Source organism: Candidatus Pelagibacter sp. HIMB1709, from assembly GCF_052047635.1.
GTDB lineage: Bacteria > Pseudomonadota > Alphaproteobacteria > Pelagibacterales > Pelagibacteraceae > Pelagibacter.
In genome coordinates this window covers 871,902-898,111 of the sequence record NZ_JBNAJW010000001.1, presented here as the reverse complement: position 1 = coordinate 898,111, position 26,210 = coordinate 871,902, and the positions used below count along the sequence as shown (strand labels likewise).

At 31.8% G+C, this 26,210-nt stretch carries 25 protein-coding genes; 22 read left to right on the top strand and 3 right to left on the bottom strand.

Features of this window, described 5'->3' with window-relative positions; all coding sequences use genetic code 11:
* Positions 1-68: 68 nt before the first annotated feature.
* The 6 genes from ACTTAR_RS04845 to ACTTAR_RS04820 are packed head-to-tail and all read left to right on the top strand — an operon-like array spanning position 69 to position 7,426.
* Positions 69-1,232, top strand: a complete 1,164-nt coding sequence (locus tag ACTTAR_RS04845) for a pyridoxal phosphate-dependent aminotransferase (protein ID WP_440681486.1) — start codon at positions 69-71, stop codon at positions 1,230-1,232.
* 3 nt (positions 1,233-1,235) lie between these two features.
* Positions 1,236-2,732 (top strand): FAD-linked oxidase C-terminal domain-containing protein, encoded by a 1,497-nt coding sequence (locus tag ACTTAR_RS04840; protein WP_440681487.1) that lies wholly within the window; start codon positions 1,236-1,238, stop codon positions 2,730-2,732.
* Positions 2,686-3,963 carry an FAD-binding protein gene (locus ACTTAR_RS04835; protein ID WP_440697856.1) on the top strand — a complete coding sequence of 426 codons (1,278 nt, stop codon included), beginning with the start codon at positions 2,686-2,688 and terminating at the stop codon, positions 3,961-3,963. The genes ACTTAR_RS04840 and ACTTAR_RS04835 overlap by 47 nt, the downstream gene beginning before the upstream one ends.
* Entirely contained in the window at positions 3,963-5,252 is a 1,290-nt protein-coding gene (gene glcF / locus ACTTAR_RS04830) for a glycolate oxidase subunit GlcF (protein WP_440681489.1), read from the top strand. Before ACTTAR_RS04835 ends, glcF begins: the two co-directional genes overlap by 1 nt.
* Positions 5,253-5,260: 8 nt before the next feature.
* Positions 5,261-6,214: a 2-hydroxyacid dehydrogenase gene (locus tag ACTTAR_RS04825; protein WP_440681490.1), complete on the top strand. Its 954-nt coding sequence runs from the start codon at positions 5,261-5,263 to the stop codon at positions 6,212-6,214.
* 6 nt (positions 6,215-6,220) lie between these two features.
* Positions 6,221-7,426, top strand: a complete 1,206-nt coding sequence (locus tag ACTTAR_RS04820) for an MFS transporter (RefSeq protein WP_440697855.1) — start codon at positions 6,221-6,223, stop codon at positions 7,424-7,426.
* Here ACTTAR_RS04820 and ACTTAR_RS04815 read toward each other — a convergent pair.
* Positions 7,423-8,454, bottom strand: a complete 1,032-nt coding sequence (locus ACTTAR_RS04815) for a GAF domain-containing protein (RefSeq protein WP_440697854.1) — start codon at positions 8,452-8,454, stop codon at positions 7,423-7,425. The genes ACTTAR_RS04820 and ACTTAR_RS04815 overlap by 4 nt on opposite strands.
* A gap of 200 nt (positions 8,455-8,654) precedes the next feature.
* On the opposite strand from ACTTAR_RS04815, the gene ACTTAR_RS04810 reads away from it, so the two are divergent.
* From ACTTAR_RS04810 to ACTTAR_RS04745, 14 genes are all read left to right on the top strand, one after another.
* Entirely contained in the window at positions 8,655-9,716 is a 1,062-nt protein-coding gene (locus ACTTAR_RS04810) for an NAD(P)-dependent alcohol dehydrogenase (RefSeq protein ID WP_262589926.1), read from the top strand.
* A gap of 19 nt (positions 9,717-9,735) precedes the next feature.
* The gene (locus ACTTAR_RS04805) at positions 9,736-11,274 is read left to right on the top strand and encodes an extracellular solute-binding protein (RefSeq protein ID WP_440681493.1); all 1,539 of its coding nucleotides are present in this window, start codon (positions 9,736-9,738) and stop codon (positions 11,272-11,274) included.
* Positions 11,275-11,346: 72 nt separating this feature from the next.
* Positions 11,347-12,210: a carbohydrate ABC transporter permease gene (locus tag ACTTAR_RS04800; protein ID WP_075505839.1), complete on the top strand. Its 864-nt coding sequence runs from the start codon at positions 11,347-11,349 to the stop codon at positions 12,208-12,210.
* Between the two features lie 3 nt (positions 12,211-12,213).
* Positions 12,214-13,062 carry a carbohydrate ABC transporter permease gene (locus tag ACTTAR_RS04795; RefSeq protein WP_440633108.1) on the top strand — a complete coding sequence of 283 codons (849 nt, stop codon included), beginning with the start codon at positions 12,214-12,216 and terminating at the stop codon, positions 13,060-13,062.
* A complete protein-coding gene (locus ACTTAR_RS04790) occupies positions 13,062-14,141 on the top strand; it encodes an ABC transporter ATP-binding protein (RefSeq protein ID WP_440697853.1) in 1,080 nt (359 codons plus the stop codon). Before ACTTAR_RS04795 ends, ACTTAR_RS04790 begins: the two co-directional genes overlap by 1 nt.
* On the top strand, positions 14,134-15,207 hold the full coding sequence (locus tag ACTTAR_RS04785) for an ABC transporter ATP-binding protein (RefSeq protein ID WP_440635399.1): 1,074 nt from the start codon (positions 14,134-14,136) through the stop codon (positions 15,205-15,207). Before ACTTAR_RS04790 ends, ACTTAR_RS04785 begins: the two co-directional genes overlap by 8 nt.
* A 125-nt stretch (positions 15,208-15,332) precedes the next feature.
* A complete protein-coding gene (locus ACTTAR_RS04780) occupies positions 15,333-16,493 on the top strand; it encodes a TRAP transporter substrate-binding protein (protein ID WP_262589921.1) in 1,161 nt (386 codons plus the stop codon).
* A gap of 76 nt (positions 16,494-16,569) precedes the next feature.
* Complete coding sequence (locus ACTTAR_RS04775) at positions 16,570-17,154, top strand: TRAP transporter small permease subunit (protein WP_262589920.1); 585 nt, start codon at positions 16,570-16,572, stop codon at positions 17,152-17,154.
* On the top strand, positions 17,144-18,505 hold the full coding sequence (locus tag ACTTAR_RS04770; protein WP_262589918.1) for a TRAP transporter large permease: 1,362 nt from the start codon (positions 17,144-17,146) through the stop codon (positions 18,503-18,505). Before ACTTAR_RS04775 ends, ACTTAR_RS04770 begins: the two co-directional genes overlap by 11 nt.
* Positions 18,506-18,511: 6 nt before the next feature.
* The gene (locus ACTTAR_RS04765) at positions 18,512-19,840 is read left to right on the top strand and encodes an amidase (RefSeq protein ID WP_440681497.1); all 1,329 of its coding nucleotides are present in this window, start codon (positions 18,512-18,514) and stop codon (positions 19,838-19,840) included.
* The gene (locus tag ACTTAR_RS04760; RefSeq protein WP_179850415.1) at positions 19,841-20,017 is read left to right on the top strand and encodes a hypothetical protein; all 177 of its coding nucleotides are present in this window, start codon (positions 19,841-19,843) and stop codon (positions 20,015-20,017) included.
* 17 nt (positions 20,018-20,034) lie between these two features.
* A complete protein-coding gene (locus ACTTAR_RS04755; RefSeq protein ID WP_440655936.1) occupies positions 20,035-20,940 on the top strand; it encodes a DMT family transporter in 906 nt (301 codons plus the stop codon).
* Between the two features lie 85 nt (positions 20,941-21,025).
* Entirely contained in the window at positions 21,026-21,742 is a 717-nt protein-coding gene (locus tag ACTTAR_RS04750; RefSeq protein ID WP_440697852.1) for an alpha/beta hydrolase, read from the top strand.
* A gap of 49 nt (positions 21,743-21,791) precedes the next feature.
* Positions 21,792-22,355: a hypothetical protein gene (locus ACTTAR_RS04745; protein WP_440655940.1), complete on the top strand. Its 564-nt coding sequence runs from the start codon at positions 21,792-21,794 to the stop codon at positions 22,353-22,355.
* On the opposite strand, the gene ftsY is transcribed toward ACTTAR_RS04745, so the two are convergent.
* A complete protein-coding gene (gene ftsY, locus ACTTAR_RS04740; protein ID WP_428078914.1) occupies positions 22,348-23,265 on the bottom strand; it encodes a signal recognition particle-docking protein FtsY in 918 nt (305 codons plus the stop codon). The two genes, ACTTAR_RS04745 and ftsY, sit on opposite strands and share 8 nt — an antisense overlap.
* A complete protein-coding gene (gene dapF, locus ACTTAR_RS04735) occupies positions 23,265-24,089 on the bottom strand; it encodes a diaminopimelate epimerase (protein WP_440697851.1) in 825 nt (274 codons plus the stop codon). The genes ftsY and dapF overlap by 1 nt, the downstream gene beginning before the upstream one ends.
* 166 nt (positions 24,090-24,255) lie before the next feature.
* On the opposite strand from dapF, the gene ffh reads away from it, so the two are divergent.
* Complete coding sequence (ffh, locus tag ACTTAR_RS04730) at positions 24,256-25,614, top strand: signal recognition particle protein (protein ID WP_262589911.1); 1,359 nt, start codon at positions 24,256-24,258, stop codon at positions 25,612-25,614.
* 17 nt (positions 25,615-25,631) lie between these two features.
* Positions 25,632-26,201 carry a 30S ribosomal protein S16 gene (gene rpsP / locus ACTTAR_RS04725; RefSeq protein WP_440697850.1) on the top strand — a complete coding sequence of 190 codons (570 nt, stop codon included), beginning with the start codon at positions 25,632-25,634 and terminating at the stop codon, positions 26,199-26,201.
* Positions 26,202-26,210: the final 9 nt, after the last annotated feature.

Below are 26,210 nucleotides of genomic sequence, written 5' to 3'. Positions count from 1 at the left end.
AATAAAGAAAATTAAAATTTATCTTAATAGACAATCAACTTAATTTATGTATATTTTCCAACTTTATTATGAAACTAGCAGCATCACTTAATAGACTTGGAACAGAAAGTGCTTTTTCAGTTTTAGCAGAAGCTAAAAAATTGGAAGCACAAGGAAACCCAATGATACATCTTGGATTGGGTCAACCAGATTTTAAAACACCTAAACATGTAGTTGAAGCTGCAAAAAAAGCTTTAGATGATGGTCACCATGGATATGTACTTTCAAATGGAATTTTAGAGTGTAGACAAGCAGTAACTAGATGGATCAAGAAAAGATACAACACTGAAGTAGATCCAGAAAGAATTACCATAATGCCAGGTGGTAAACCAACAATGCATTATGCGATACAGTGTTTTGGTGAGCCAGGAGCAGAAATTATTCATCCAACACCAGCTTTTCCTATCTATGAGTCTATGATTAATTATACAGGCTCTACAGCTGTACCTTATGATTTAACAGAAGATAAAGATTTAAAATTTAGTGCGGATAAGATTTTATCTTTAATAACTGAGAAAACTAGATTGTTAATTATAATCAATCCTAACAATCCCACTGGAAGTTTTGTTGAGAAATCTGAAATTGATAAATTAGCAGAGGGTTTAAAAAAACATCCTCATGTTACTATCTTAAGTGATGAAATTTACAGTAGACAAATATTTGATAATAAAGAAATGCCAACATTTTTTAATTATCCAGAGTTAAGAGAAAGACTAATTGTTTTAGAAGGCTGGAGTAAAGCTTACTCAATGACAGGTTGGAGATTAGGTTGGAGTTTTTGGCCTGAAAATTTAATTGAACATATTAATAAATTACTAATCAATAGTGTTTCTTGTGTTAACGCTGCGGCTCAATTTGCAGGAATAGCAGCGTTAGATGGACCAGACGATTCAATTGATTTGATGATGGAAAAATTTACTCAAAGAAGAAAATTAATTCATGAAGGACTGAATAGTCTTCCCGGAGTAGAATGCAGTTTACCAGGTGGAGCATTTTATGCATTTCCAAAAGTTATAGGAACTGGAATGGATGGGTCTGAGTTTTGTAAAAAAGCTATGCATGAAGCTGGTGTTGCTATTGTCCCAGGCACAGCATTTGGAAAAACATGTAAAGATTACGTAAGATTTAGCTTTGCTGCATCACAGGATAACATTTCTAACGCATTGGAAAACATCAAAAAAATGCTAGGTTAAGCTATGTCTGAAATAGCTTTACCAAAAGTTGATAGGTCAATAGTAAGTAAAAAAGAAACTATTGTATCAAATCTAAAAAAATTCACTTTAAAAGAAAATGTTTTAAGTGAATTCGATGAGATTAAACCCTATGAAACAGACGCATTAGCAGCATATAAGAATCTGCCTTTAGCAGTAGTGCTTCCTGAAAACACAGAGGAAGTTAGTGAAATTTTAAAATATTGTCATCAAGAAAATATAAAAGTTATTCCACGAGGAGCAGGCACTGGTCTTTCTGGTGGAGCCTTACCATTAAATGATGCCATTATATTAGGTTTAGGAAAATTTAATAAAATTTTAGATATCGATTTTGAAAATAAATGTGTTGTTACGCAACCTGGTGTCACTAACTTGTCTATAACTCATGCAGTTAAACATAAAGGATATTATTATGCACCAGACCCTTCAAGCCAACTAGCTTGTTCTATAGGTGGAAATGTTGCTGAAAACTCTGGTGGTGTTCATTCACTTAAATATGGAACAACAACAAATAATATACTGGGTGTTGAAATGGTCATGATGGATGGGACTATTTGTAGATTAGGTGGAAAAACTTTAGATCAAGAGGGATATGATTTATTAGGATTAATATGTGGTTCAGAAGGATTACTGGGGGTAATTACTGAAGTAACTGTAAAAATTTTGAAAAATCCACAAACAGTAAAAGCAGCTTTAATTGGTTTTCCAACAATTGAAGATGGAGGAAATTGCGTAACAGATATTATTTCCAACGGTATTGTACCGGCTGGAATGGAAATTATGGATAAAGCATTAATAGATGCAACAGAAAAATTTGTTCATGCAGGATACCCAATGGATGCTGAAGTGTTAATGATTGTTGAATTAGATGGGACAAAGTCTGAGGTGGATGAACTATTTAAAAAAATAAAAGAAATTGCTGAAAAAAATAAATCGAATAGTTTTAAATTAAGTAAATCAGAAAAAGAAAGATTAGGATTTTGGTCTGGAAGAAAAGCTGCATTCCCAGCTTGTGGTGCAATGGCACCAGATTACTATTGTATGGATGGAACAATTCCTAGAGGAAAATTATCTGTCATACTTAAAGAAATAAGCAGATTATCAAAAAAATATAATTTAGGGGTTGCAAATGGTTTCCATGCAGGGGATGGAAATCTACATCCTTTAATTCTTTTTGACGGCAGTGATAAAGAACAGTTGAGAAGAACTGAAGAGTTTGGGGCTGAAATTTTAAAGGCGTGTGTGAGAATGGGAGGTGCATTATCTGGTGAGCACGGAATTGGAATAGAAAAAAGAGAATTAATGTGTGAGGCTTTTAATGATATTGATATCCAGCAACAGCTTAATATTAAAAAATGTTTAGATGAAAAAAATCTCTTAAATCCTGGAAAAGTTTACCCAATTTTAAGAAAATGTGCTGAGGAAGGAAGGGTTCATGTTCACCGAGGAGAAGAAAAATTCCCAGATCTTCCAAGATTCTAATCACTTGTTACCAAAAAGCGAACTTGAAGTTTCAAATATAATTAAAGAAGCTTACAAAAAGAAACTTCCAATTGATATTCATGGAGCAAATACAAAAAAATTTATAGGTTACAATGTCCAGGCTGCTAAAAGTTTAGATTTATCAAGTTTAAATGGAATAATCGAGTATTTACCAGAGGAACTTTATATTAAAGTAAAACCAGGAACTTTACTTGAGGATGTTGAGACCGCTTTAGAAAAAAATAATCAAGAGCTTTCTTTTGAACCAACTGATTTTGGTTACATCAAAAATGGAAAATCAAGCAAAGGAACTGTAGGTGGTTGTGTTGCCTGTAATTTTGCAGGATCTAGAAGATTTAAGTCAGGCAGCGTTAGAGATTTTGTTTTAGGTTTCAGAGGTGTAAATGGCAAAGGAGATATAATTAAATCAGGTGGAACTGTTGTAAAAAATGTTACAGGCTATGATTTATCTAAATTAGTCAGTGGATCCTTTGGAACATTGGTGGCATTAACTGAAATAACTTTAAAAATTTCAGCAAAGAAGCCTTCACAAAATACAATTGTTATTTATGAAAATGATTCAAAGGTTATCTCAGAATTATTTCAAAAGGTGCTTAGCTCGAGTAACGAAATTTCAGGTGCAGTTTTTATTCCTGACGAGCCACAAAATAAAAAATTTGATTTAAATAAAAGTAAAGCATTTAAATTTAATGATTTAGATCAAGAAGGTTCATTTTTTGCTTTAAGAGTTGAAGGTGATAAAAATTCAATAAAAGAGCGAATTAAAGATATTTCAAATGAGTTAAATTTAAAAAAATATAAAACTTCTAATTTAGATCCTCATCAATCTCCTCTTTTTTGGAAAAGTGTAAATAGTTTACAATTATTTTCTGAGACAAAAAATAATTTACTTCGAGCAGTTGTACCTCCAGCTAACTGTGAAAAAGTAATGAACAATATAAAAAATAAATTTAAGTATTTTATAGATTGGTCTGGATCACTATTCTGGATAGAGGTTCCTGGAAAAGATGATGATAAGTTAAAAGAAGTAAAAAAAATGATCCTTCAAAATAATGGATATGTAACAATAATCAAGAAATCAGAGGAGTTTGATTTTTCAGAAAAAATTTTCACTATTGATGATACTAAACTAATGATTTCCAAAAAGATTAAGGAAAGCTTTGATCCAAAAGGAATATTTAACCCAGGTAAAATGTATAAGGATTTTTAATGCAAACAAATTTTTCAGAAACACAACTCAAAGATAAAGATAATCAATCTTCTGAGAAAATATTTAAAAAATGTGTTCATTGTGGAATGTGTAACGCAACATGTCCAACTTATGGAATTTTAGGAGATGAATTAGATGGTCCAAGAGGAAGAATTTACCTTATTAAAGATATGTTGGAAAATAATAAGAAACCAACTGAAAAAGTCGTTAAACATATAGATAGATGCCTTTCTTGTTACAGCTGTATGACCACATGTCCAGCCGGTGTAAATTATATGCATTTAATTGATCATGGAAAAAAATATATTGAAAAAAATTATGAGAGATCTTTTTTTGATAAACTAATTAGATATTTTTTATCAATCACTTTACCAAATGTTAAAGTATTTAGACTCTCAAGTTTTTTTGTTAAATTCGTAATGCCATTTAAATTCTTAATGCCTACAAAGATTAAAGACATGATTGAATTAATGCCAACTACTTTTCCAAAAAAAACTTTACCTAATAAAGAAATTTATAAAGCTATAGGAAAGAAAAAAATCGCAAGAGTTGCTCTGCTAACTGGATGTGTTCAAAAAGAAATTTCGCCACAAATTAATGAAGCCACAATAAGATTACTAAATCGACATGGAGTTGAGGTTGTGGTGCCAAAAAAAATTCGTTGCTGTGGATCTTTAAACCATCATCTTGGAAAAGAAGAAGATGCCCACCAAGATTTCAAAAATAACATAAATACTTGGTATGAAGAACATCAAAAGGGTAATTTAGATGCAATTTTATCTAATACATCGGGTTGTGGTACTACCATTAAAGATTATGGTTTTATTTTTAGAGATGACAAAGAGTTAAGTAAAAAAGCTAAAGTCATATCAGATCTCACCAGAGATATTTCAGAATATATTTTTGAAAGTTTAAAACTAAATATAAAATCAAAAGGAAAGAAATATAAAGTTGCTTATCACTCTGCATGTTCAATGCAGCATGGTCAAAAAGTTCATTCACAACCAATTTCATTACTTGAAAAGACTGATAATGAAATAATGGAAATTCCTGAAGGACATATTTGTTGTGGATCAGCTGGAACTTATAATATTTTACAATCAAAAATTGCAAAACAACTATTAAAAAATAAGGTAAATAATATAGAAAGTTTAAATCCTGATTTTATTTCAACAGGAAATATTGGTTGTATTACCCAAATTTCTCATGGTACTAAAGTCCCAATTTTACATACAATTGAAGTTTTGGATTGGTACACAGGCGGTCCCAAACCTGAAATTTTAAAATAGGGGGTTTTATGAAAAAAATTTTAATTACTAGAAGACTGATCCGAGAGAGCGAAGATAAAGCATCAAAATTATTTGAAGCTAAATTTAATTCTAATGATGAACTTTATTCACAATCAAAAATTATTGAAATGAGTGAAGGATGTGATGGAATTTTATCATCTTTAACTGAAAAATTAGATGCTGATACAATAAATAAACTTCCAGATAGTATTAAAATAATTTCAAATTTTGCAGTTGGTTTTGGAAACATTGATTTAGATGCTGCTAAAAAGAGAGGTATTGCTGTCACTAATACCCCAGAAGTTTTGTCAGATGCTACAGCTGAGATAGGAATATTACTTATATTAGGAGCTTGTCGAAGAGCGTCAGAAGGAATTGAGTCTGCTAGAGAGGGTGGATGGAAATGGTCCGCAGATTATTTAATTGGAAAACAGTTAACAGGAACAAGACTAGGAATTTTAGGTATGGGTCGTATCGGTCAAAAAATTGCAAATATTGCTAAATCTTTAGGCATGGTTATTCATTATCATAATCGTTCAAAATTAAGTGAAGATAAAGAGCAGGGTGCAATTTATCATGACAGTATAAAAAGTCTTTTTTCAGTTTCAGATGTTTTATCTATCTGTTGCCCAGCTACAAAAGAAACAGAAAACCTAATAAATAAAGAGACAGTTGAGTTCTTCCCTAAAGGTGCTGTGATAACAAATGTTGCTCGAGGTGATATAGTTGATGATGAAGCTTTGATTGATGCATTGAATAGAAGAAAAATTTATGCAGCAGGATTAGATGTTTATAAAAATGAACCAAACTTAAATCCTGGTTATTTAAAAATCCCGAGTGTTTTTGTTTTGCCTCATTTAGGAAGCGCTACAAAAGATACTAGAATTGCAATGGGAAATTTAGCGATAGACAATATAGAAGAATTTTTTAGAACTGGTAATTGCGTTAATAAAGTTAACTAAATTTTAATGAATAAACCTGTTCTAGCTAAATCAAAAGCTATTATAATTTTTTTAGTTTTTGCTTTAGGGTATTTTATTTCTACTCTCTTAAGAGCAATAACTGCAACAATTTCACCTGAATTAGTAAATGAATTTAATCTTTCTGCAGGAGAGCTTGGATTATTAGGAGGCGGGTATTTTCTTGGATTTGCAAGTGTACAAATCCCATTAGGTTATATGCTAGACATGAGAGGTCCAAGAAAAATTGTTTCATACTTTTTATCATTAACCATTGTTGGTTTATTAATATTTGCTCTCGCTCAGAATTTTTTAACTCTTTTAGTATCTAGAATAATTATAGGAGTTGGTGTTGGAGCTTGTTTAATGGGGCCTTTGACTGCTTATCGGATTTGGTATCAAGATGAAACTCAACAACGTGCAAACTCATGGATGTTAATGGTTGGTGCAATTGGTATGTTGTCATCAAGTTTACCAGTTCAATTTTTCTTACCTATCATCGGTTGGAGAAATATATTTTTTCTTTTAGCTTTCATAACTTTGGTTTGTATAATTTTGATAATTATTTTTATTCCTCAGTGGACTTCAAAAGGTAATCAGAGAAGTGATGATGCAAAATTGAGTATTGTTTGGCAAAATAAATTCTTCAAAAGTGTTATTCCGATGGGTTTTTTTAGTACGGGAGGATTATTTGCTATCCAAACACTATGGGCTGGTCCTTGGATGATAAAAGTTTCTGGGTACACACCAGAAGAAAGTGCAAAAGGTTTATTTTTAATTTATTTTTTTACGCTGTTATCATTTTTAATATGGGGCTATTTTGTTCCGAAATTTTCTAAGAACGTTCATGATGCAATCAGATTGTTGAAATATGGATCACCATTAAGTTTATTGGTATTGGGTGTAATTATTTATCTAGGTCCAAATACAGAGTCAATTCATTGGGCATTATTTATAGTTTCAGCTGTATTTTTGTCTTTAATCCAACCAGCAGTTGGTATGGCTTTTTCAATATCTAATGCAGGTAAGGCTCTAACTTCCTATAATTTATTAATATTTATAGGTGCCTTCTTTCTGCAATGGATAATCGGCCTTATTATAGATTTAGGATTAAGTTTAAATTATTCTGAAATTGCTTCATTTCAATTAGCAATGTCTTTTGTGCTAGTTACATCTTTAACTTCTTATTTATATTTTTTATTAAAAAATAATTAATTTAGATGCTTATAAATTGTAGTTCTAGATACACCTAATTTTCTTGATGCTGCAGAAATATTATTAGTCTCACTAAAAGTTGATCTAATTAGAATACATTTTTCTCTTTTAATTTTTGTATCCTCACAATTTTTACAAGCGTAAGTTTTGTTTTGTTTACCAGTTTCTATAAATTTACTTTCTTTAAAATTTTGACTTTTGACAACAAAAACAGATGAACCTAAATGATCTGTTATCTTTAGAGTTTTATTATTTAAGATATCTGATGCAATTGATGAAAAAGAACTTGTAAAAATTTTGTTAAAATTTTCATTTTTTAAATCAACTAGTCCATTAAGCATAATTTTTGCATTGTTATTTGCACCCACAATTAATCCATCCCCATTTATTGCCAGCATCCCAACACTAGTTGTAGTTAGATATTCTTTTCTTGGGTGAAAAGAAATAATTAATTCGTTTTCAAACTTTTTAATAAACAATTTTGTTTCGATACTTCTAGTTGCAAGTCTTACTAAAGCTAGCGTATGTTGTTCTCTGGACATTGAGTCTGTTGAAGCATCAATAATACCAATAATTTTACCGTCATAATTTATGATTGGACTTGCAAAGCACGAAATATTTTCGTGAGCAGTAAAAAAGTGTTCTTTACCCGAAACGATAGTTGGTTTTTTTAGTTCAACAGATAATCCAAGACCGTTTGTTCCACAAATTTTTTCTGCCCAAATTGAACCTGGTATTACTGTTTTACCAACGTCAGTTTGTAAACAAGATTTGTCATAAATTGTATCTAAGACTAATCCTTTCTCATCTGAGTAAGCCACCATAAAATTTGTTCCTGCTATTTGGGAATATAAAAGTTCTAGTTCAGGAATAATTATTCTTCTGATAGATTCATTTCGCTCTTTTATCTCTTTTAATTCGATTGATGAAATTACACTTTGTTTAGGATCATTAAACGGATCAAGGCCTTCACTGATACATCTCAACCAACTTTCATTAATATCTTTTCCCATCTCATAAGAGCTCATATTCCTTTTATGTAGGATATTTCTAAGTTCGCTGTTTGAGTGACTTAAGTTTGACATTTTAAAAGTTTATTTGTTTTTTTAGATACAACAACCAACCACAGGTTGTAATTGTTAACTTTTTGTACATATAAAGATGCCGTTGACTCCATTCTATATCAGAACTTTAATAGTGTTACTGAAATATTAAAGGAGAGATAATAATGAAAGCACAGGTTTTGCATAAATATGACCCTGAAATGAAAGAAAAGGTCTGGGTCACAGGTGAGGAGATGCCAGATCCTAAAATTGAAAAGGCGTCAGACGTTATAGTTAAAATTGGTGCTGCAGGAGTTTGCAGAACTGATTTACATATTATTGAAGGAGTATGGAAACACATCCAAGATCCAGATGGAAAATTATTACCATGCGTAATGGGACATGAAAATGCTGGTTGGGTAGAAGATGTAGGTTCAGACGTTACTGAATTTAAAAAGGGTGATCCTGTAATATTACACCCACTTATTTCTGGAACAGGAGGAACTTGTTTAGATTGTAGAAGAGGTAATGATATGCATGCTGAAGCAGGCGCATTTCCTGGATTAAGTATTAAAGAAGGTGGCTACGCTGAACTATTAAAAACTAGCGTTAGAAATCTAATTAAACTTCCAAAAGTATTAGCGCCCAAAGATGTTGCACCTTTTTCAGATGCAGGTCTTACAGCTTATAGAGTGGTAAAAAAAGCAACAAGACATTTGCTGCCTGGTCAGAGCTGTACAATTATTGGTGCAGGAGGTTTAGGTCACATCGCTATTCAATGTTTAAAAGCTATGTGTGCAGCAGATATTATTATTGTTGAAAAATCTGAAGCAGCATTGAAACATGCAATGGAACTTGGTGGTGACCACGGAGTTTTAATTGATGGAAACGAAATTGAAAAAGTTCAAGAACTAACAAAAGGAAAAGGTTCTGAAGCTGTAATTGATTTCGTAGGTGAAAAAGGATCTACTGCCATGGGAATTCAAATGACTTCCAATGGTGGTTTTTACTACATAGTTGGATATGGAGAAGAAATTAAATCACTTGCAGTTGATTTAATTATTTCTGAGAAAACAATTGTAGGTAATTTAGTGGGAACGTGGTCTGAATTATATGAATTAATGGAGTTAGCTGACAGAGGTAAAGTTAAGCTCTCTATGCAGGAGTATAGTTTAGACGATGCTAATAAAGCGCTTCATGATCTTAACGATGGTAAGGTTAAGGGACGAGCTGTTTTAGTTCCATAAAAAAAAAAGAGAGGTGATAATGAAAATAATAAAAACCTGCTTAACGGCTGTAATATCAAGTATGATGATATTTAGCCCTATGGCATATGCTGATAAGTGGAGTGATCAATTTCCACATATCAAGGCAACAGGAGATATTCCAGGTGATTGTTCTTATGAGGAAATGTCTAAGAAAAATTACAAAGGAAAAACTCTTAAAATAAATACTCACGCAATTCCAGTAATGGGAGAGCCTACAGCTCTTCATGCTGAACAGTTTGAAAAATTAACTGGAGCTAAAGTTGAAGTTACTCATACACCAGCAGGTGATTTGTATTCTAAAGCAATGGTTCCTTTTCAAGCTGGACAAGCACCTTACGATATTGTGTTTGGATTTTCTAACTTTATCAATGACTGGAAAAGATATTTAGCACCAGTTCCTAAGAAGTATATGAACTCAACAGAGATGAAAGACGTAACTAAATCTCATATGGGTGTATCATCTTGGGATGGAACTATGTACCAGTATCCAGTTGATGGTGACAGACACTATCTAAAATACAGAAAAGACGTCATTGACAATCCTGAAATGCAAAAAAAATATAAAGCAGAAACAGGAAAAGATCTAAAAGTTCCAACAACTTGGAAAGAATATGCTGAGATGGCAAAATTCTTTAATGGTTGGGACTGGGACGGAGATGGTGAGTTAGAATATGGTTCAGCTGAAGTTATGAAAAAAGACGACTTAATGTTCGCAGCTTTTTTCAGCAGATCAGTTGCATATGCTAAAAATCCAAGAACTCCGGGTGGTTTCTTTTTTGATTTAGAAACTATGAAACCAAACATTAATAATCCAGGTTTCGTTGAAGCTTTAACTGATTGGGTTGAGGCTACTAAATATGTTCCTCCAGGGGGAACTAACTTTGGTCTAGGTGATGAAATTGGATCATTTGGTGGTGGACAAACTTTATTTAGTTTTTCATGGGATGATGCATTTATTGCAGCGATGCAAGATGACAGCCCTATTAAAAATAAAGTAGGTGCAGCTCCTCTTCCAGGTGCTAACAAAGTTTGGAACAGAGTTACAAATAGTTGGGAAAACCAATACAACCAAGCTCCTTATATTGTTTGGGGTTGGGCAGTTGGTGTTGCTAAGAAAAGTAAAGTAAAAGATATGGCATTTGATTATCTTTGCTTCTTCTCAAACGGAGCAAACCACCAAGCTGACTTAGCAATTGGTAGATTTGGTGTTAACCCTTTCAAAAACTCTGACTTCGACCCTAATATTTATATTAATAGTATGGGTTGGGATCCAGAGATCGCTAACAGTTACACTCAAACACTTTTAGATATGGAGAAAAGTCAAAATAGAGTTTTCCCTCTAAGAGTTCCAGGTGTATTTGAGTTTACAAGTGCTGTCGCTACAGGAACTTCTAAAGCTTTAGCAGGACAATTGTCTCCTCAAGAAGCATTAGACGAAGTTGCTAAAGAGTGGGAAGCAATTGTAAGCAGAGTAGGTAAAAAAGCAGTAAGAGATGCCTACGCTGTTGGTGTTAAAATGGAAGATAACCAACTATAATAATACTTAAATTATGTGGCCATTTATTAAAATGGCCACATATAAAAAAAATAATATAATCCAACTTTATAAATGAACTTTAAGCATAAATATTTCTTTTTGTTTCCAGGTCTATTTGTACTTATTGGAATTTTAATCTTTCCAATTATTTTTGTAGTTAGACTAAGTTTATCTGGATGGAATAGTTATAATCCAGGTTTGGATTTTATAGGTATAGAAAACTATATACGACTTTTTACTGATGACCCAAGATTTTGGGAATCTTTTTTTAGATTAAGTTTTTTGTCTGTTACAACAGTAATTCTGCAGTATGTGATTGGATTTGCTCTTGCACATATGGTTTGGAAAGACATAAAATTTAAAAGATTTTTTAGAGTTTTATTTTTAGTCCCAATGATGACAACCCCGGTTATCATGACTGTTATTTGGAGAACTTTTTTTCATGAATCTTTGGGGCCAGTTAATGATATTTTATCTAATTTTGGTTTATCTCCGAAATGGCTAACAGATCCAGCTTTAGCTAAATTTACAGTAATTATAGTTGAGGTTTGGCAGTGGACACCATTTATGTTTCTACTTTTATTAGCAGGTTTATTATCATTACCTAAAGAACCATTTTTGGCTGCTGCAATTGATGGAGCTAGTCCAGTAAGAAAATTTATTTATGTAACTTTCCCACTAATGGCGCCTATATCAATTGGTGCAATAATTATTAGATTAATTGAGGCATCAAAAATTATGGATACCGTTTATGTACTAACATCAGGAGGGCCAGGTACCTCTACAGAAACGTCAAGTTTTTATATTTTTATTAAAGGATTAAGAGAGTTTCAAATGGGATACGCAGCTTCGATGTCTTTTACTTACTTAATTATTATGATCATAAGTTTAACAATTATTGCAAAGGTTTTAACTAAATTACTTTTAAAAGAATAAATTATGAGCAAGCTTTATACATTTTTAAAATATTTTTTTATTGTCTTTTGGGCAGTCTTTGTTGTTGCTCCTTTTCTTTGGGCCTTAACTACATCGTTTAAAGATTTTCAATCTGTAAATGGTGGAGTTACGTATATACCATGGGTAGACTTTGAACCTAATTTAGAGGGTTGGAAAGTTTTGATAAAATCTCCAGCTAAAGGTGGAGTTGATATAGTAGAACCTTATTTCAATAGTTTATTTGTAACCTGTACTGCAAGTTTAATTAGTATAATTCTTGGCACATTGTCAGCTTATGCTTTATCCAGATACACCTTTAAAGCAGGCTTTGTAAAAAATAATGACATTACATTTTTCTTTATTTCTCAAAGAATTATGCCACCAATTGTTTTATCAATTCCATTTTTCTTATTTTTAAGTTCAATTAATTTATTAGATAGCCTCATAGGATTGATTGTAGTTTATATTGTTTTACTGATGCCTATTGCAGTTTGGATTATGGTTGATTTCTTTAATAAAGTTCCAAGAGAAATTGATGAAACAGCTTTGATTGATGGATGTAATCCTTATCAAGCTTTCTTAAAAGTGGTGCTACCTAATTCAATACCAGGGTTAATTGTTGCTGGTATGTTTTGTATTATTTTTGGATGGATAGATTTTTTCTTTGCGTTCATTTTAACTTTCACAGAAGTACAGTTATTGCCAGTTAAAATTGTTGCGCTGAACTCATCTGTTACTCCATGGTGGAGTTTGTCAGCATCTGCTCTGGTTTCAGTTGCACCATTAATTATAGTAGCCTTCATAGTTGAGAGATATCTATCTAAAGGAAATCTATCAGGAGCAATTAAATAATGAATTTAATTGCTAACAACTTAACATATAAACCAAGTGAAGAGTATCACCTAAACGAAGTGTCTTTTAATTTTAAAGAGGGGAATTTGTACACAATTCTTGGAAGAACTTTATCAGGTAAAACAACTTTATTAAAAACTATAGCTGGACTTTTAACTCCAGACAGTGGTGCTATCGAATTTGATGGTAAGGATTTTTTAAAGGTTCCAGTTTGGCAAAGAAATGTAGCTATGGTTTATCAACAATTTATTAATTATCCTCATTTAAATGTATTTGAAAATATTGCGTTTCCTTTGAGACAAAGAAAAATCGATAATGAAGAAATCAAAAATAAAGTAATGGAATCTTTAAAATCAGTTGGGTTAGTTGGCTATGAAAACAGAAAAATTCAGGAGCTATCTGGTGGTCAGCAACAACGTGTCTCTTTAGCAAGATCATTAGTTAAAAATGCTAAAATATTATTGCTAGATGAGCCTTTAGTTAATTTAGATTACAAATTGAGAGAACAGCTTAGAGAGGAATTTAAGAGTTTGTTTTCAAAAGGTTTAGCTGATGAAACTATCTTAATTTATTCTACTACAGACCCAAGAGAAACCATGGAATTAAATGGAGAAGTAATTGTTCTAGATGAAGGCAAAGTGCTACAAGTAGGTCCAGCAAAAGAAATATTTGAGAACCCAAGTTCTTTAAAAGTTGCTGAAATTTCTAACGACCCACCTATGAATATTATTGAAGCAGAAATATCTAATGAGCAAATAAAATTTGAAGGTATTGAAATAAAAGCGCCCAATCATCTATCAAAGTTAACAGATAGCGGACTAAAGATTGGTTTAAGATCTTCAGATATTGAACTTAATGAAAATGGTCATGAATTTGAAGTTGAGCTTGCTGAAATTAGTGGTTCTGAAACTTTACTCCATTTAAAAAGAGGAACTATAAAAATTATTATTTCTATAGAAGAGGTTTTGAATTTTAAAATTCATGACAAGATTAAAATAGATTTTAAAATAGATAGAGCTTATGCCTTTGCTGCTGATGGTAAATTAGCATCCTCACCATTTGGAGGAAGCAATGGCTAAAATTGATTTAAGTAATATCTCACATTCTTACAATCCAAATGATCCAAATCCAGTTTATGCATTAAATCCATTTTCGATGACTTGGGAGAATGGAAATAGATATGCAATCTTAGGTCCTTCTGGATGTGGAAAAACAACGATGTTAAATATTGTTTCTGGATTAGTAAGACCATCAGCTGGAAAAATATTATTTGATGATAAAGATGTTACAGATTTAAAAACAGAAGAAAGAAATATTGCTCAAGTTTTTCAGTTTCCAGTAATTTATAACACCATGACAGTTTTTGAAAATCTTGCTTTTCCATTAAAGTGTAGAGATTTTTCAAAAGCTAAAATAGATGAAAGAGTTAATTCTGTTGCAGAAACTTTAAATTTAAAATCTTTTTTAAACTCTCCTGCACGAAAATTAACAGCAGATCAAAAACAATTAATATCTTTAGGAAGAGGTTTGGTACGAGAAGATGTTGCTGCAGTTTTAATGGATGAGCCTTTGACTGTTATTGATCCTGATTTAAAATTTAGATTGAGAAGAAACCTAAAAGAAATAAACGAACAATACAAAACAACTTTAGTTTATGTAACACATGATCAAAACGAAGCCATGACATTTGCAGATAATATAATTGTGATGAGCGAAGGAGAAGTTGTACAAACAGGTTCACCTAAAGAATTATTTGAAAGACCAAATACAACTTTTGTTGGTTACTTTATTGGTTCTCCTGCTATGAATTTATTTGATAGTGAAGCAACTTCAGAAAATACTGTTAAAATAAATAATACAATAATTAAGACGAATACAAATTTGTCTAATTTAAAAAGTAAAAATATAAAATTAGGAATTAGATCTGAGTTTATTAAAATTGCAAAAAATCAAAGTGAAAATCTTGTTGATGTAAATGTTCAAAAAGTTGAAGATTTTGGAAATTACAAATTGATTACTGCAAGAATGGATAATTTTGAAATTAAGTCTAAGGTTAATAGAGAAACTGAAATTTCAGGTGAAAAAATCAAACTTCATATACCAGCTGAAAAGTGCTGTATTTACGAAAATAATAAATTAATTTAAGTTTTAAATTCTACTTATAATTGTAAAAAAATCCTATTTAACCCATTCTAGGTCACTTTTTAGAAAGACTCTAATGTAAAAATATGTTTTAGTGCTCGCCAAGTTAATTAACTAGAGGAGAATAAATGATTAAGAATAAGAAATCTTTGAAGAGTTCTAAAACTCCTTCAAGAAGAAAGTTCTTCAAAGCAGCGGCAGCAACTGGTGCAGCAACAGCAGCAGCAGTGGCTATGCCAAACATTGCTTTAGGTGACGGTCACGTTACTTTAAAAATGCAAGCTGCTTGGCCATCAGGTGCTAACATATTTTTCGAAATGGCTTCAGACTATGCGAAAATGGTTAGTGACATGTCAGGTGGTAAATTAAAAATTGATGTGCAACCAGTTGGAGCAGTTGTAAAAACTTCTGAAATTGGTCAAGCAGTTAGTTCCGGAGTAGTAGATATGGGTCACTGGGTGACAGCATACTGGTACGGAAAAAACCCTGCTGCATCTCTTTTTGGAACAGGTCCTTCATATGGAATGTCATCTCAAGAAGTTATGGGATGGATGGAGTATGGTGGAGGAAGAGCATTATATGAAGAAGCTGTAAAAAGTGTAGGATTTAATTACACAGGTTTCTTCCATATGCCAATGCCTGCACAGCCTTTTGGTTGGTTCAAAAAGAACGTAACTAAAGTATCTGATGTTAAAGGTATGAAGTATAGAACTGTTGGTCTAGCGACTAACGTTTTAACTGCTATGGGAATGGTTGTAAGACAGTTACCAGGTGGTGAAATCCAACCAGCAATGAAAACTGGTTTGATTGATGCTGCTGAGTTTAACAACCCAACATCAGACTCACAGTTTGGAATGCAAGACGTCTCTAAACACTATCACTTAGGAAGTTTCCACCAATCTCAGGAAATGTTTGAAATTCCTATGAACACTAAGAGACTAAACAGCCTTTCACCTGAACATCAAGCTATCTTGAGAAATGCTGCTTATGCTGCAAACTCAGATAACTACTTTAAAGCATTGGTTAGATATTCAACTGACCTTGCTAAGTTGATGAATGAGCATAAGGTTAATGTTTACCAAACGTCTGATGCTATCCTAGCAGAACAATTAAAAGGTTGGGATAAAGTTGTAGGAGAGTTTTCTGCTAAAGATGCTTTCTTCAAAAAAGTAGTAGACTCACAAAAAGCATACGCTAAGAGAACTATGAAGTATCTGTTGATGAATCAACCGAACTACAAATTAGCTTATGAAAATGAGTTTGGTCCAATCGAAAAAGTTAAAATCTAATTAACTTTAAAATAAATTTAAAAGGGGGTTTAAAAACCCCCTTTTTTTTACACGTATTTTAATATATTTCTTTGATATGAAGTCATTTATACAATTTGCAGATACTCTCAGCACATCAATGGGGAAAGCTTTTTCTTGGTGCATAGTAGTTTTAATGGGAGGAACTGTTTATGAAGTAGTTATGGCTTATGTTTTTAATTCACCTACACTTTGGAACTTTGATTTTAGTATGCAGATGTATGGTGCAATTTTAATGATGTCAGGCGCATATTGTTTAGCTACAGAATCACATGTTAGAGGTGACGTTATTTACAGATTATTTAGTCAAAAAACTCAGGCTTGGATTGATTTAGTTTTATACTTTATTTTCTTTTTTCCAGGTGTGATCGCGTTAGCTTTTTATGGATATGAATATGCTGCGCTTGCTTGGAAAATAAAAGAGACTAGTTGGAGTAGTCCAGCTCAAATCCAAATTTATATGGTTAAATCGATGATACCAGCTGCAGGTGTTTTATTAATTATTCAAGGCATCAGTGAAGTATTTAGATCTATTATATGTATTCAAACAGGACAATGGCCAGCACGAATGGTCGTTGCTGAAGAAACAGAACAAGTTTTAATGAGAACAGCTCAAGAAGAGGACAAAAAAAATGTTATTTAGTTTAACAAATCCAGAAATTGCAATTTTAATGATGGGTATGTTTTTGTTTGCAGTTCTTTTAGGTTTCCCGATTGCTTTCACTTTAATGGCTATGGGAATAGGCTTTGGATATTTTGCTTATTACGATGCAACAATGATGGAGCACATTTTCGATAATCGTATATTCCAATTGTTTGTTCAAAATACTTATACTGTTATGGACAACAACGTTCTTACGGCTGTGCCTTTATTTTTATTCATGGGATATCTAGTTGAAAGAGCAGGGATCGTAGCTAAACTATTTTTTGCGATTAGATTGGCCGCACATAGACTTCCAGCTTCAATGGCGGTAGCTGCACTAATTACTTGTACATTATTTTCGACAGCTACAGGAATTATTGGTGCTGTTGTAACTTTGATGGGACTGTTAGCATGGCCTGCAATGGTTAAAGCAGGTTATGATAAAAAATTTGCGTCAGGAATTATTTGCGCTGGTGGATGTTTAGGAATTTTAATTCCACCGAGTATTATGCTTATTGTTTATTCAGTAATAGCCCAACTATCACCATTAAGACTTTTTGCAGCAGCGATATTTCCAGGTCTACTTTTAGCAGGTCTTTACATTGCATATGCAGTATTTAGAGCGTGGTTAAATCCATCTATTGCACCTAGACCTCCAAAAGAAGATATTCCACCAACTGGTGAAATTTTAAAAGAAGTTTTGGTTTCTTTTGTTCCACTGTTTGGTTTAATTATGCTTGTATTAGGTACTATTTTGGCAGGTATTGCAACTCCAGCAGAAGCAGCTGCAGCAGGAGCTTTTGGGGCAATACTTTTATCTTGGTTTTATAAAACACTTAAATGGCAAAACTTTAAAGAGTCTGTTTTTTTAACAGCTAAAACAACTGCAATGATCATGTGGTTGTTTATTGGTTCCTGGACTTTTTCATCGGTGTTTTCTTATTTGGGGGGACACGAGGTTTTTGAACACTTCTTTACTTCTATAAATATTACGACTTGGCAGTTTTTAATTATCACTCAAATAATTATTTTTCTTCTAGGATGGCCTTTAGAATGGACTGAAATTTTGATTATTTTTGTTCCAATATTTTTACCCTTGTTAGAAGTATTTGGTGTTAATCCATATTTCTTTGCAATGTTAATTGCTTTAAATTTACAAACATCATTTTTAACCCCACCCATGGCTATGTCGGCTTATTATTTAAAAGGAGTTCAAAAATCTAATGTTGAACTTATGGATATATTCAGAGGAATAATGCCATTTTTAGCAATTGTAATATTTGCGATGTTTTTAATGTATATGTTCCCAGGAATAGCGCTTTGGTTACCGGAAACTTTATTTGCACAATAAAAGAAAATGACAGATGTTTTTTCATTAAAAGTTGAAGAACTTGCTGTAAAAATTAAAGAAGCACAAATTACATCAGTAGAGTTATGTAAAATTTATATAGACAGAGTAAATAAATTTGAAAAAGACGTAAAAGCATGGGCGCATTTAGATAAAAAACTTTTACTAGAAAAGGCATCAGAGGCTGATGAACATAGGAAATCAGGTAAACCACTCGGCCCACTTCATGGAATACCAGTTGCGGTAAAAGATATTGTTGGAACTGTTGATATGCCTACAGAATGTGGAACATCAATAAGAAAAGGGAAATCATATTCTCAAAATGCTGAAATAGTTGATCTATTAATATCTGCTGGAGCAATTATAATGGGTAAAACAGCAACATCGGAATTGGCATTTTTAGGTCCTTCAAAAACTACAAATCCTCATGATTATTCTAGAACCCCAGGTGGATCATCTAGTGGATCTGCAGCAGCAGTAGCTTCTTTTATGGCTCCGCTTGCAATTGGATCACAAACAGGAGGTTCAGTTATAAGACCTGCATCTTATTGTGGAGTTGTTGGTTATAAGCCTAGTTATGGTTTGATTAGTAGAAATGGTGTTCTAAAAACCTCTGAAAAATTAGATCACATTGGTGTTTTTGGAAGATCGGTAGAAGATGTTGCTCTCCTTGCTAAAATTTTAATCAAAAAAGATAATTATGATACAGCAACAGTTCATTACTCTAGTGATGAAATGTTAGCAGAAACAAAAAAAGGACCTTTGTTTGATCCTAAATTTATTTTTTACAAAACTGATCATTGGAAGCTTCTTGGAAAAAAATCAAGAGAAGCATTTGAATACTTTATAAAATCATTCAAAAATAATATCGAAGTTTTTGATACACCTTCGTACTTTAAAGATATTCATAAATACCATCAAATAATTCATGAGACAGATTTAGCTAATAATTTTTCACTCTATTATAAAAAATATAAGAAAAAATTATCTAAGTATATGCAAGATGCAATTTCAAAAGGTAACAAACATTCTGCAAAAGAATATGCAGAAGCTATAGATTTTATGAAAAGAAGTTATGAATCTTATAAGGAAGTTTTTGAGGATTATCATGGAGTTTTATCTCCATCTAGTCCCGGAGTAGCACTGAAAGGTTTAAAAAGCACAGGAACAGCAGAATTTAACAAGGTCTGGTCTTATTTAGGTACACCTTGTATATCATTACCTATACTTCAAGGTGAAAACAATTTACCTTTAGGTGTACAATTAATTGGTGCAAAATATGATGATCAAAGATTTTTAGGTGTTGCTAATTGGTTAGAAAAGGAATGTAATAATTAAATGCAAAAATTTACAACATTTTTAGGTTCTCTTCTTGCAATTGCTTTTTTAGTAGGACTTGCAACAACGTTGACTAGATCATCTATGATTGGATTTTTTGATGTTCTTCCTGTTTATATTTTGATGGGTGGAGCAATTTTTATGATGGTTTACGAAGCGTTTTTCGATAAAAAATAATTTTTCTTAATATACAATTGTCTAATCAAAATAAAAATTTATTAGCTTTATCTCTTTTATTTATTCAACCAATATTTATGGCATCTAATTTAATTGTTGCTAGAGGTGGTGTTGAGTTTGTGCCCCCAATTTCATTAGCTTTTTGGAGGTGGACGTTTGTATTTTTAATTCTCTTACCTTTCACATATTCATCATTAAAAAAAAATTTCAAAGTTATTAAAAATGAATACTCAAAATTATTTTTTCTAGGAGCAATGGGATGTGGAGTTTGTGGGGCTTTTCCTTTTTTAGCGGGTAAAACGACAACTGTTACAAATATGGGAATTATTTATACCTCATCTCCTATTTTTATAATTATGATTTCTGCAATATTTTTTAAAGAGAAAATTAATTTATTAAAAATTATTGGTTTGATTTCATGTTTAGTTGGAGTTTTAGCAATTATTATTAAAGGAGATTTAAATTTACTTTTAAATTTAAATTTCACCATTGGAGATTTATGGATGTTGGCAGCTGCGATTGGCTGGGCCTTATATTCGATTTATTTATTTTACTGGAAATCTCAATTATCGATTTTTACTAGATTTTCTATGATATCTTTTTTTGGTGCAGTTAGTTTATTTCCATTTTATTTGGCAGAAGAAATTTATTTTGAACAAACTATATTTAATTCTGATTTTTTATTGTGGACTATATTTGCAGCCGTTTCACCAGGGATTATAGCATTTACTTTATATACTAAAGCTCAAGAAAGCTTAGGAGCTTCACTTACTGGTTTTACTTTGTATGTATTTACTATCTATGCTGCAATATACGGATTTATATTGTTTGATGAAAATTTAGAAACATTTCATTATATTGGTACTGCTCTTGTTTTTGTTGGAGTTTACTTAGCAAAGAAAAATTATGATACCAAAACCTAGGAAGTTAATTTTGCAAATTATAATTTGGATCTTCGTTATATATCTTATTTTACTAGCTTATCTTTTTATATTTCAAAGAAATCTAATGTATCATCCCCAGGAAAATAATTATTCAGGAGATAAAATAGAAGTAGAAATAGAAAAAGTTCAAATTCAAACAGCAGATAACATTAGCCTTTTAGGATGGTTTCATAAAAAAGATTTGAATAAATTTAAGACCATTGTTTATTTTCACGGAAATGCAGGAAGCCTAGAAAATAGAATTCATAAATTAAATCATTTTAAAAATATGAATGTAAATTTTTTAATTATCGCTTGGCGTGGATTTAGTGGAAATTTAGGAAAACCATCTGAAAGTGCTTTATATGAGGATGGAAAAAGCGCAATTAACTGGCTTAAAAATAAAGGTTTGAGTGACAGTGATTTAATTATTTATGGAGAGTCACTTGGCACAGGAATTGCAACTGAGGTTTCTCAAAATAAAAAATATGCTGGCTTAATTTTAGAAACACCTTTCACTTCAATGGTTGCTGCAGCTAAGAATTTTTATCCATACATTCCTGTTTCTCTAATATTGAAAGATAAATATAAAAATGATGAAAAAATAAAAAATATCAATATTCCAGTTTTAGTAATGCATGGAGAAAAAGATCAAATTGTTCCTTTTTCAATGGGAAAGAAGATGTTTGATTTAGCAAATGATCCAAAGTCTTCTTATTTTACCAAACATGACGATCATATGATGGAATTTGATAATAATATGGTTTTTCAACTAGGTTCATTTATAAAAAGTTTAAATTAAGCCACAATCAAAACAATTTTATTCCAAAAATTCTAATTAATTTCTAATCATGAAGAAATTATTCATTTATATTTTTTTGACTTTTCTTATTTCAGGAACTTCTTTTTCTAAAGAAAATTTGTCTTCAATTGAAAATTTATTTTTTATTGATCAAATGAACTCGCATGATGAAAATTTTGCTTTGTATTTTAAACCAAGAGAAAAGGCTATATTAGCAAAAGGGGAAGTAAGTAATTACATCAATGATTACCCTAAAGATCTCTATATATATGATTATAAAACAGAAGTATCATCACCATTGATTTCTTATGAATGGTTTCCAAGAAAAGCAAAAAATTTTTTAAAGGAATATAATTTTCCAGTTTTTCCAGATGATTTTGCTTATTATCTATTAAAGGATAACAAAACATTGGTTATGATTAGTGCTGTTAAAAGTTTAAAAGTAAATTTCAAATATGATATTGTTGAAAAGAAATTAGATTTATATCCAACTAATGGAAAATTTGATTTCATTATTTCATCCATTGCAAAAGATTGTGGACACTACAAATTTAAGGATAATTATAGATGTAGTTTTTATAAACCTTTAATATCAAGCACTTTAATTAAGTAATTTGTGTAAATGCATCGGCAAATTTTTCAGCTTCAAAAATTTGCAGATCATCTTCCTTTTCACCTAAACCAAGTGCAATAATTGGTATTTTATACTTTTTAGCTACAGCCAGAAGTATTCCCCCCTTAGCTGTTCCATCTAATTTTGTCATTACTAAGCCTGTAATTGGGATAATTTTATTAAATTCTTCAACTTGATTTAAAACGTTTTGACCTGAAGTTGCATCTAAAACTAAAATCACATCATGAGGTGCACTTTCATCTATTTTTTTTGTAACGTTTGCTATTTTTTTATATTCTTCCATTAGGTTTTTTTTATTTTGCAGTCTACCAGCAGTATCAATTAAAACTTGATTAAAATTGTTTGATATAGAAGTTTCTATTGCCTTATAGGCTACAGATGCAGGATCAGATCCTTGTGAAGATTTTGTAATTTCAACATTAATTTTTTTTGCCCAATTTTCTAATTGCTCTATAGCAGCAGCTCTAAATGTATCTGATGCTGCCAACATAACTTTATTACCATTTTCTTTTAATATTTTACTAATTTTCCCAATAGTTGTTGTTTTACCAACGCCGTTAACTCCAGAAACTAAAATGGCATTAAGTTTTTCTTTATTTTTAAAAAATTCATTATTTTCTAGAGGTTTCATAACTGAGATAATGTAGTCTTTAAGAATATTATTTATCTCAGCAGTTAAATCTTTGTTTGGATCTATTTTTGTTTTTGAGATTATTTCTCTAATTTCTGATGCAGAAGCTACCCCAACATCTGATTGAATTAAATAATCTTCAATTCTGTCTAAAGTTTTGTCATCAATTTCTTTTTTGACAACTATATCTCTTAAGCCCGATGTAAAAGCTGAAGCACTTTTTTTAAATCCTGATTTAAATTTTTCAAAAATTCCCATTAAATTTCTATATCAATTTTTTTTATATCAGAAACAGGACCCTTCATGTGGATGCTATTGTTTTCATCTATAGATATCGTTAATCTTCCAGTAGAAAATTCGATGTTAACTTTATCGCTAGCAAGTCCTGCCTGCTTTGCAGCAAAGGCAGTAGCACAAGCTGCAGTTCCGCATGCTTTTGTCAAACCAGCTCCTCTTTCCCAAACTTTTACCTTTATTAACTCTTTATTTATTATTGTGGCTATTGTGACATTACATTTTTCTGGAAACAGTTTGTGGTTTTCTATTTCTGGGCCAATTTTTTCTATTTCGAATTGTTCGTTGTCTTTTACAAAAAAAATTATATGAGGATTTCCCACATTAACAGCCGTTCCTCCAATAAATTCATTATTATTTGAATCAACAATTTTAATATTTAAGTTTTTAGTTTCTAATTCTTCAGATAATGGAATTTCATTCCATTTAGTTTTGCCCAAACCAATTTCAGTAGATACTAATTTTTCTCCTAAAATATGAGATTTTAAATGTCCAGATAAAGTTGTTAATATAATTGTATCTTTATTTTTTTCTTTTCCTAATAGCTCAGCCACACACCTTGTACCATTTCCACATGCACCAGAAACCCCACCATCAGAGTTAAAAAATTCTATTGAAGCATCGTAATTTTGGTCTTTATTAATTAATATAAGTTGGTCGCATCCTATAAAGTTTCTGTCACAAATTTTAATTATTTGGTCTTTGGTAAGATTTGTAACTTTTTCTCTATTATCAATAATTACAAAATCATTGCCTAAACCGTCCATTTTAAATGCTTTAATATTCATAATTAGATATTTAACTTATTTATTGACTTTTTGAACCTCTATTATAGGTTGTTGCCGTTTCCGCAAAAACATTAACTTTGCGGTGTCTTTGGAAACAAAGAGATCGACACTAGTCAGCGAGAGTTCGCCCACTAGTGCGTTACTGCTATGCGTAACAAAAAAATATATGTTTGAAAACTTAACAAATAAATTTGAAGAAATTTTTTCTTCTTTAAAAAAAGCACCCTCTCTGAATGAAGCTCAGGTAGATGAGGGCTTGAGAAGTATTAGGCAAGCATTGCTTGAGGCAGATGTTTCTTTAGATGTTGCAAAAGAATTTGTTGAAAACGTAAAACCTAAAGCTTTAGGACAAGAAATCATAAGATCAACTTCTCCTGGAGATATGGTTGTAAAAATTGTCTACGATGAGCTAGTAAACTTACTAGGTTCTAGCAATGCAGACATAAATTTAAATGCTGTACCACCAGTTCCTATGATGATGGTTGGTTTGCAGGGTTCGGGTAAGACAACTTCTACTGCAAAATTAGCTAAATATTTAGAAGATAACAAAAAGAAAAAAGTGATGATGGTCAGTTTGGATATTTATAGGCCAGCAGCACAAGAACAGCTTAGATCTTTAGGTGAACAGAATAATATTTTGACGCTCCCAATTATTGAAGGTCAACAACCAACTGATATTTGCCAAAGAGCCATGAGTGCAGCAAATCTAAATGGAGCAGATATAATTTTGTTTGATACAGCTGGGAGAACTCAAATTGATTTACAAATGATGAGCGAGATCAAACAAATTGAGAGCATTATTAATCCAGCAGAAACTTTTCTTGTTGCGGACTCTCTTACAGGTCAAGTTGCTGCTTCAGTTGCAAAAGAGTTCAAAAACACAGTTAACTTATCTGGAATAATATTAACTAGAGCTGACGGTGATGCCAGAGGTGGAGCTGCCGTGAGTATGAAATATGTATCAAATGTTCCAATAAAATTTTTGGGTATAGGTGAAAAAATAGAGAATTTTGAGGTATTTCATCCAGATAGAATAGCAAATAGAATTTTAGGAATGGGAGACATTGTTTCCCTTGTAGAAAAAGCTGCACAAGATTTAGGTGAAGAGAACATTAAAAAAGCTGAAGAAAATTTAAAAAAGGGTCAATTCTCTATGGAAGATTACCTTTCTCAATTAAGACAAATGAAAAAAATGGGAGGCATTGAGGGGATCATGTCTTTTATGCCCGGAGTATCTAAAATTAAATCTCAAATGGATTCAGCAGGGATTGACGAAAGTATTATAACAAAAAACGAAGCTATCATTTTATCAATGACAAAAAAAGAGAGAGAGAATCCAAAAGTAATTGATGGTTCAAGAAAAAAAAGAATTGCTAATGGCTCTGGCACAGATCCAGCCACTATCAATAAATTGCTTAAGCAATTTAAAATGATGTCTGAAATGATGAAAAAGATGTCAAAAGGAAATCTGAAAGGTATGTCTGATCAAGGGATACCACCAGAGCTATTTAATAAACTAAAATAATAAAATAAGGAGAACAAATGTTAAAACTTAGATTATCAAGGGGCGGCTCTAAAAAGAGACCAGTTTACAAAGTTGTTGTAGCTGACAGTCGTTTCCCAAGAGATGGAAGATTTATAGAAAAAGTTGGTTTTTTTAACCCACTACTTCCTAAAGATAAAAAAGAAAGAGTAGGTCTTGAAGCTGAAAGAATTAAATATTGGCTAGGTCAAGGCGCTAAACCAACAACAAGAGTTGCAAGAATTTTAGGTGAAAATGATTTAATCCCTATGCCAGCAGCTGGAAATAATCCAAATAAAGCTGTTCCTAAAAAAGAAAGAAATAAAAAAGAGGAAGATGGTGCAGAAGCTCCTAAAGCACCAGCAGCAGAAGCAGCTCCAGCAGCAGAAGCTCCTAAAGCAGAAGCTCCAAAGGAAGAAGCTCCTAAAGCAGAAGCAGCTCCAGCAGCAGAAGCTCCTAAAGAAGAAGCTCCTAAAGCAGAAGCAGCCCCAGCAGCAGAAGCAGCTCCAGCAGCAGAAGCTCCTAAAGAAGAAGCAGCTCCAGCAGCAGAAGCTCCTAAAGAAGAAGCTCCAGCTGAGGAAAAAAAATAAACTGAGGAA

Coding starts and splice junctions, on each gene's coding strand:
- ACTTAR_RS04845 (WP_440681486.1), top strand. CDS start 69: ATGAAACTAGCAGCATCACTTAATAGACTTGGAACAGAAAGTGCTTTT.
- ACTTAR_RS04840 (WP_440681487.1), top strand. CDS start 1,236: ATGTCTGAAATAGCTTTACCAAAAGTTGATAGGTCAATAGTAAGTAAA.
- ACTTAR_RS04835 (WP_440697856.1), top strand. CDS start 2,686: ATGTTCACCGAGGAGAAGAAAAATTCCCAGATCTTCCAAGATTCTAAT.
- glcF (WP_440681489.1), top strand. CDS start 3,963: ATGCAAACAAATTTTTCAGAAACACAACTCAAAGATAAAGATAATCAA.
- ACTTAR_RS04825 (WP_440681490.1), top strand. CDS start 5,261: ATGAAAAAAATTTTAATTACTAGAAGACTGATCCGAGAGAGCGAAGAT.
- ACTTAR_RS04820 (WP_440697855.1), top strand. CDS start 6,221: ATGAATAAACCTGTTCTAGCTAAATCAAAAGCTATTATAATTTTTTTA.
- ACTTAR_RS04815 (WP_440697854.1), bottom strand. CDS start 8,454: ATGAGCTCTTATGAGATGGGAAAAGATATTAATGAAAGTTGGTTGAGA.
- ACTTAR_RS04810 (WP_262589926.1), top strand. CDS start 8,655: ATGAAAGCACAGGTTTTGCATAAATATGACCCTGAAATGAAAGAAAAG.
- ACTTAR_RS04805 (WP_440681493.1), top strand. CDS start 9,736: ATGAAAATAATAAAAACCTGCTTAACGGCTGTAATATCAAGTATGATG.
- ACTTAR_RS04800 (WP_075505839.1), top strand. CDS start 11,347: ATGAACTTTAAGCATAAATATTTCTTTTTGTTTCCAGGTCTATTTGTA.
- ACTTAR_RS04795 (WP_440633108.1), top strand. CDS start 12,214: ATGAGCAAGCTTTATACATTTTTAAAATATTTTTTTATTGTCTTTTGG.
- ACTTAR_RS04790 (WP_440697853.1), top strand. CDS start 13,062: ATGAATTTAATTGCTAACAACTTAACATATAAACCAAGTGAAGAGTAT.
- ACTTAR_RS04785 (WP_440635399.1), top strand. CDS start 14,134: ATGGCTAAAATTGATTTAAGTAATATCTCACATTCTTACAATCCAAAT.
- ACTTAR_RS04780 (WP_262589921.1), top strand. CDS start 15,333: ATGATTAAGAATAAGAAATCTTTGAAGAGTTCTAAAACTCCTTCAAGA.
- ACTTAR_RS04775 (WP_262589920.1), top strand. CDS start 16,570: ATGAAGTCATTTATACAATTTGCAGATACTCTCAGCACATCAATGGGG.
- ACTTAR_RS04770 (WP_262589918.1), top strand. CDS start 17,144: ATGTTATTTAGTTTAACAAATCCAGAAATTGCAATTTTAATGATGGGT.
- ACTTAR_RS04765 (WP_440681497.1), top strand. CDS start 18,512: ATGACAGATGTTTTTTCATTAAAAGTTGAAGAACTTGCTGTAAAAATT.
- ACTTAR_RS04760 (WP_179850415.1), top strand. CDS start 19,841: ATGCAAAAATTTACAACATTTTTAGGTTCTCTTCTTGCAATTGCTTTT.
- ACTTAR_RS04750 (WP_440697852.1), top strand. CDS start 21,026: ATGTATCATCCCCAGGAAAATAATTATTCAGGAGATAAAATAGAAGTA.
- ACTTAR_RS04745 (WP_440655940.1), top strand. CDS start 21,792: ATGAAGAAATTATTCATTTATATTTTTTTGACTTTTCTTATTTCAGGA.
- ftsY (WP_428078914.1), bottom strand. CDS start 23,265: ATGGGAATTTTTGAAAAATTTAAATCAGGATTTAAAAAAAGTGCTTCA.
- dapF (WP_440697851.1), bottom strand. CDS start 24,089: ATGAATATTAAAGCATTTAAAATGGACGGTTTAGGCAATGATTTTGTA.
- ffh (WP_262589911.1), top strand. CDS start 24,256: ATGTTTGAAAACTTAACAAATAAATTTGAAGAAATTTTTTCTTCTTTA.
- rpsP (WP_440697850.1), top strand. CDS start 25,632: ATGTTAAAACTTAGATTATCAAGGGGCGGCTCTAAAAAGAGACCAGTT.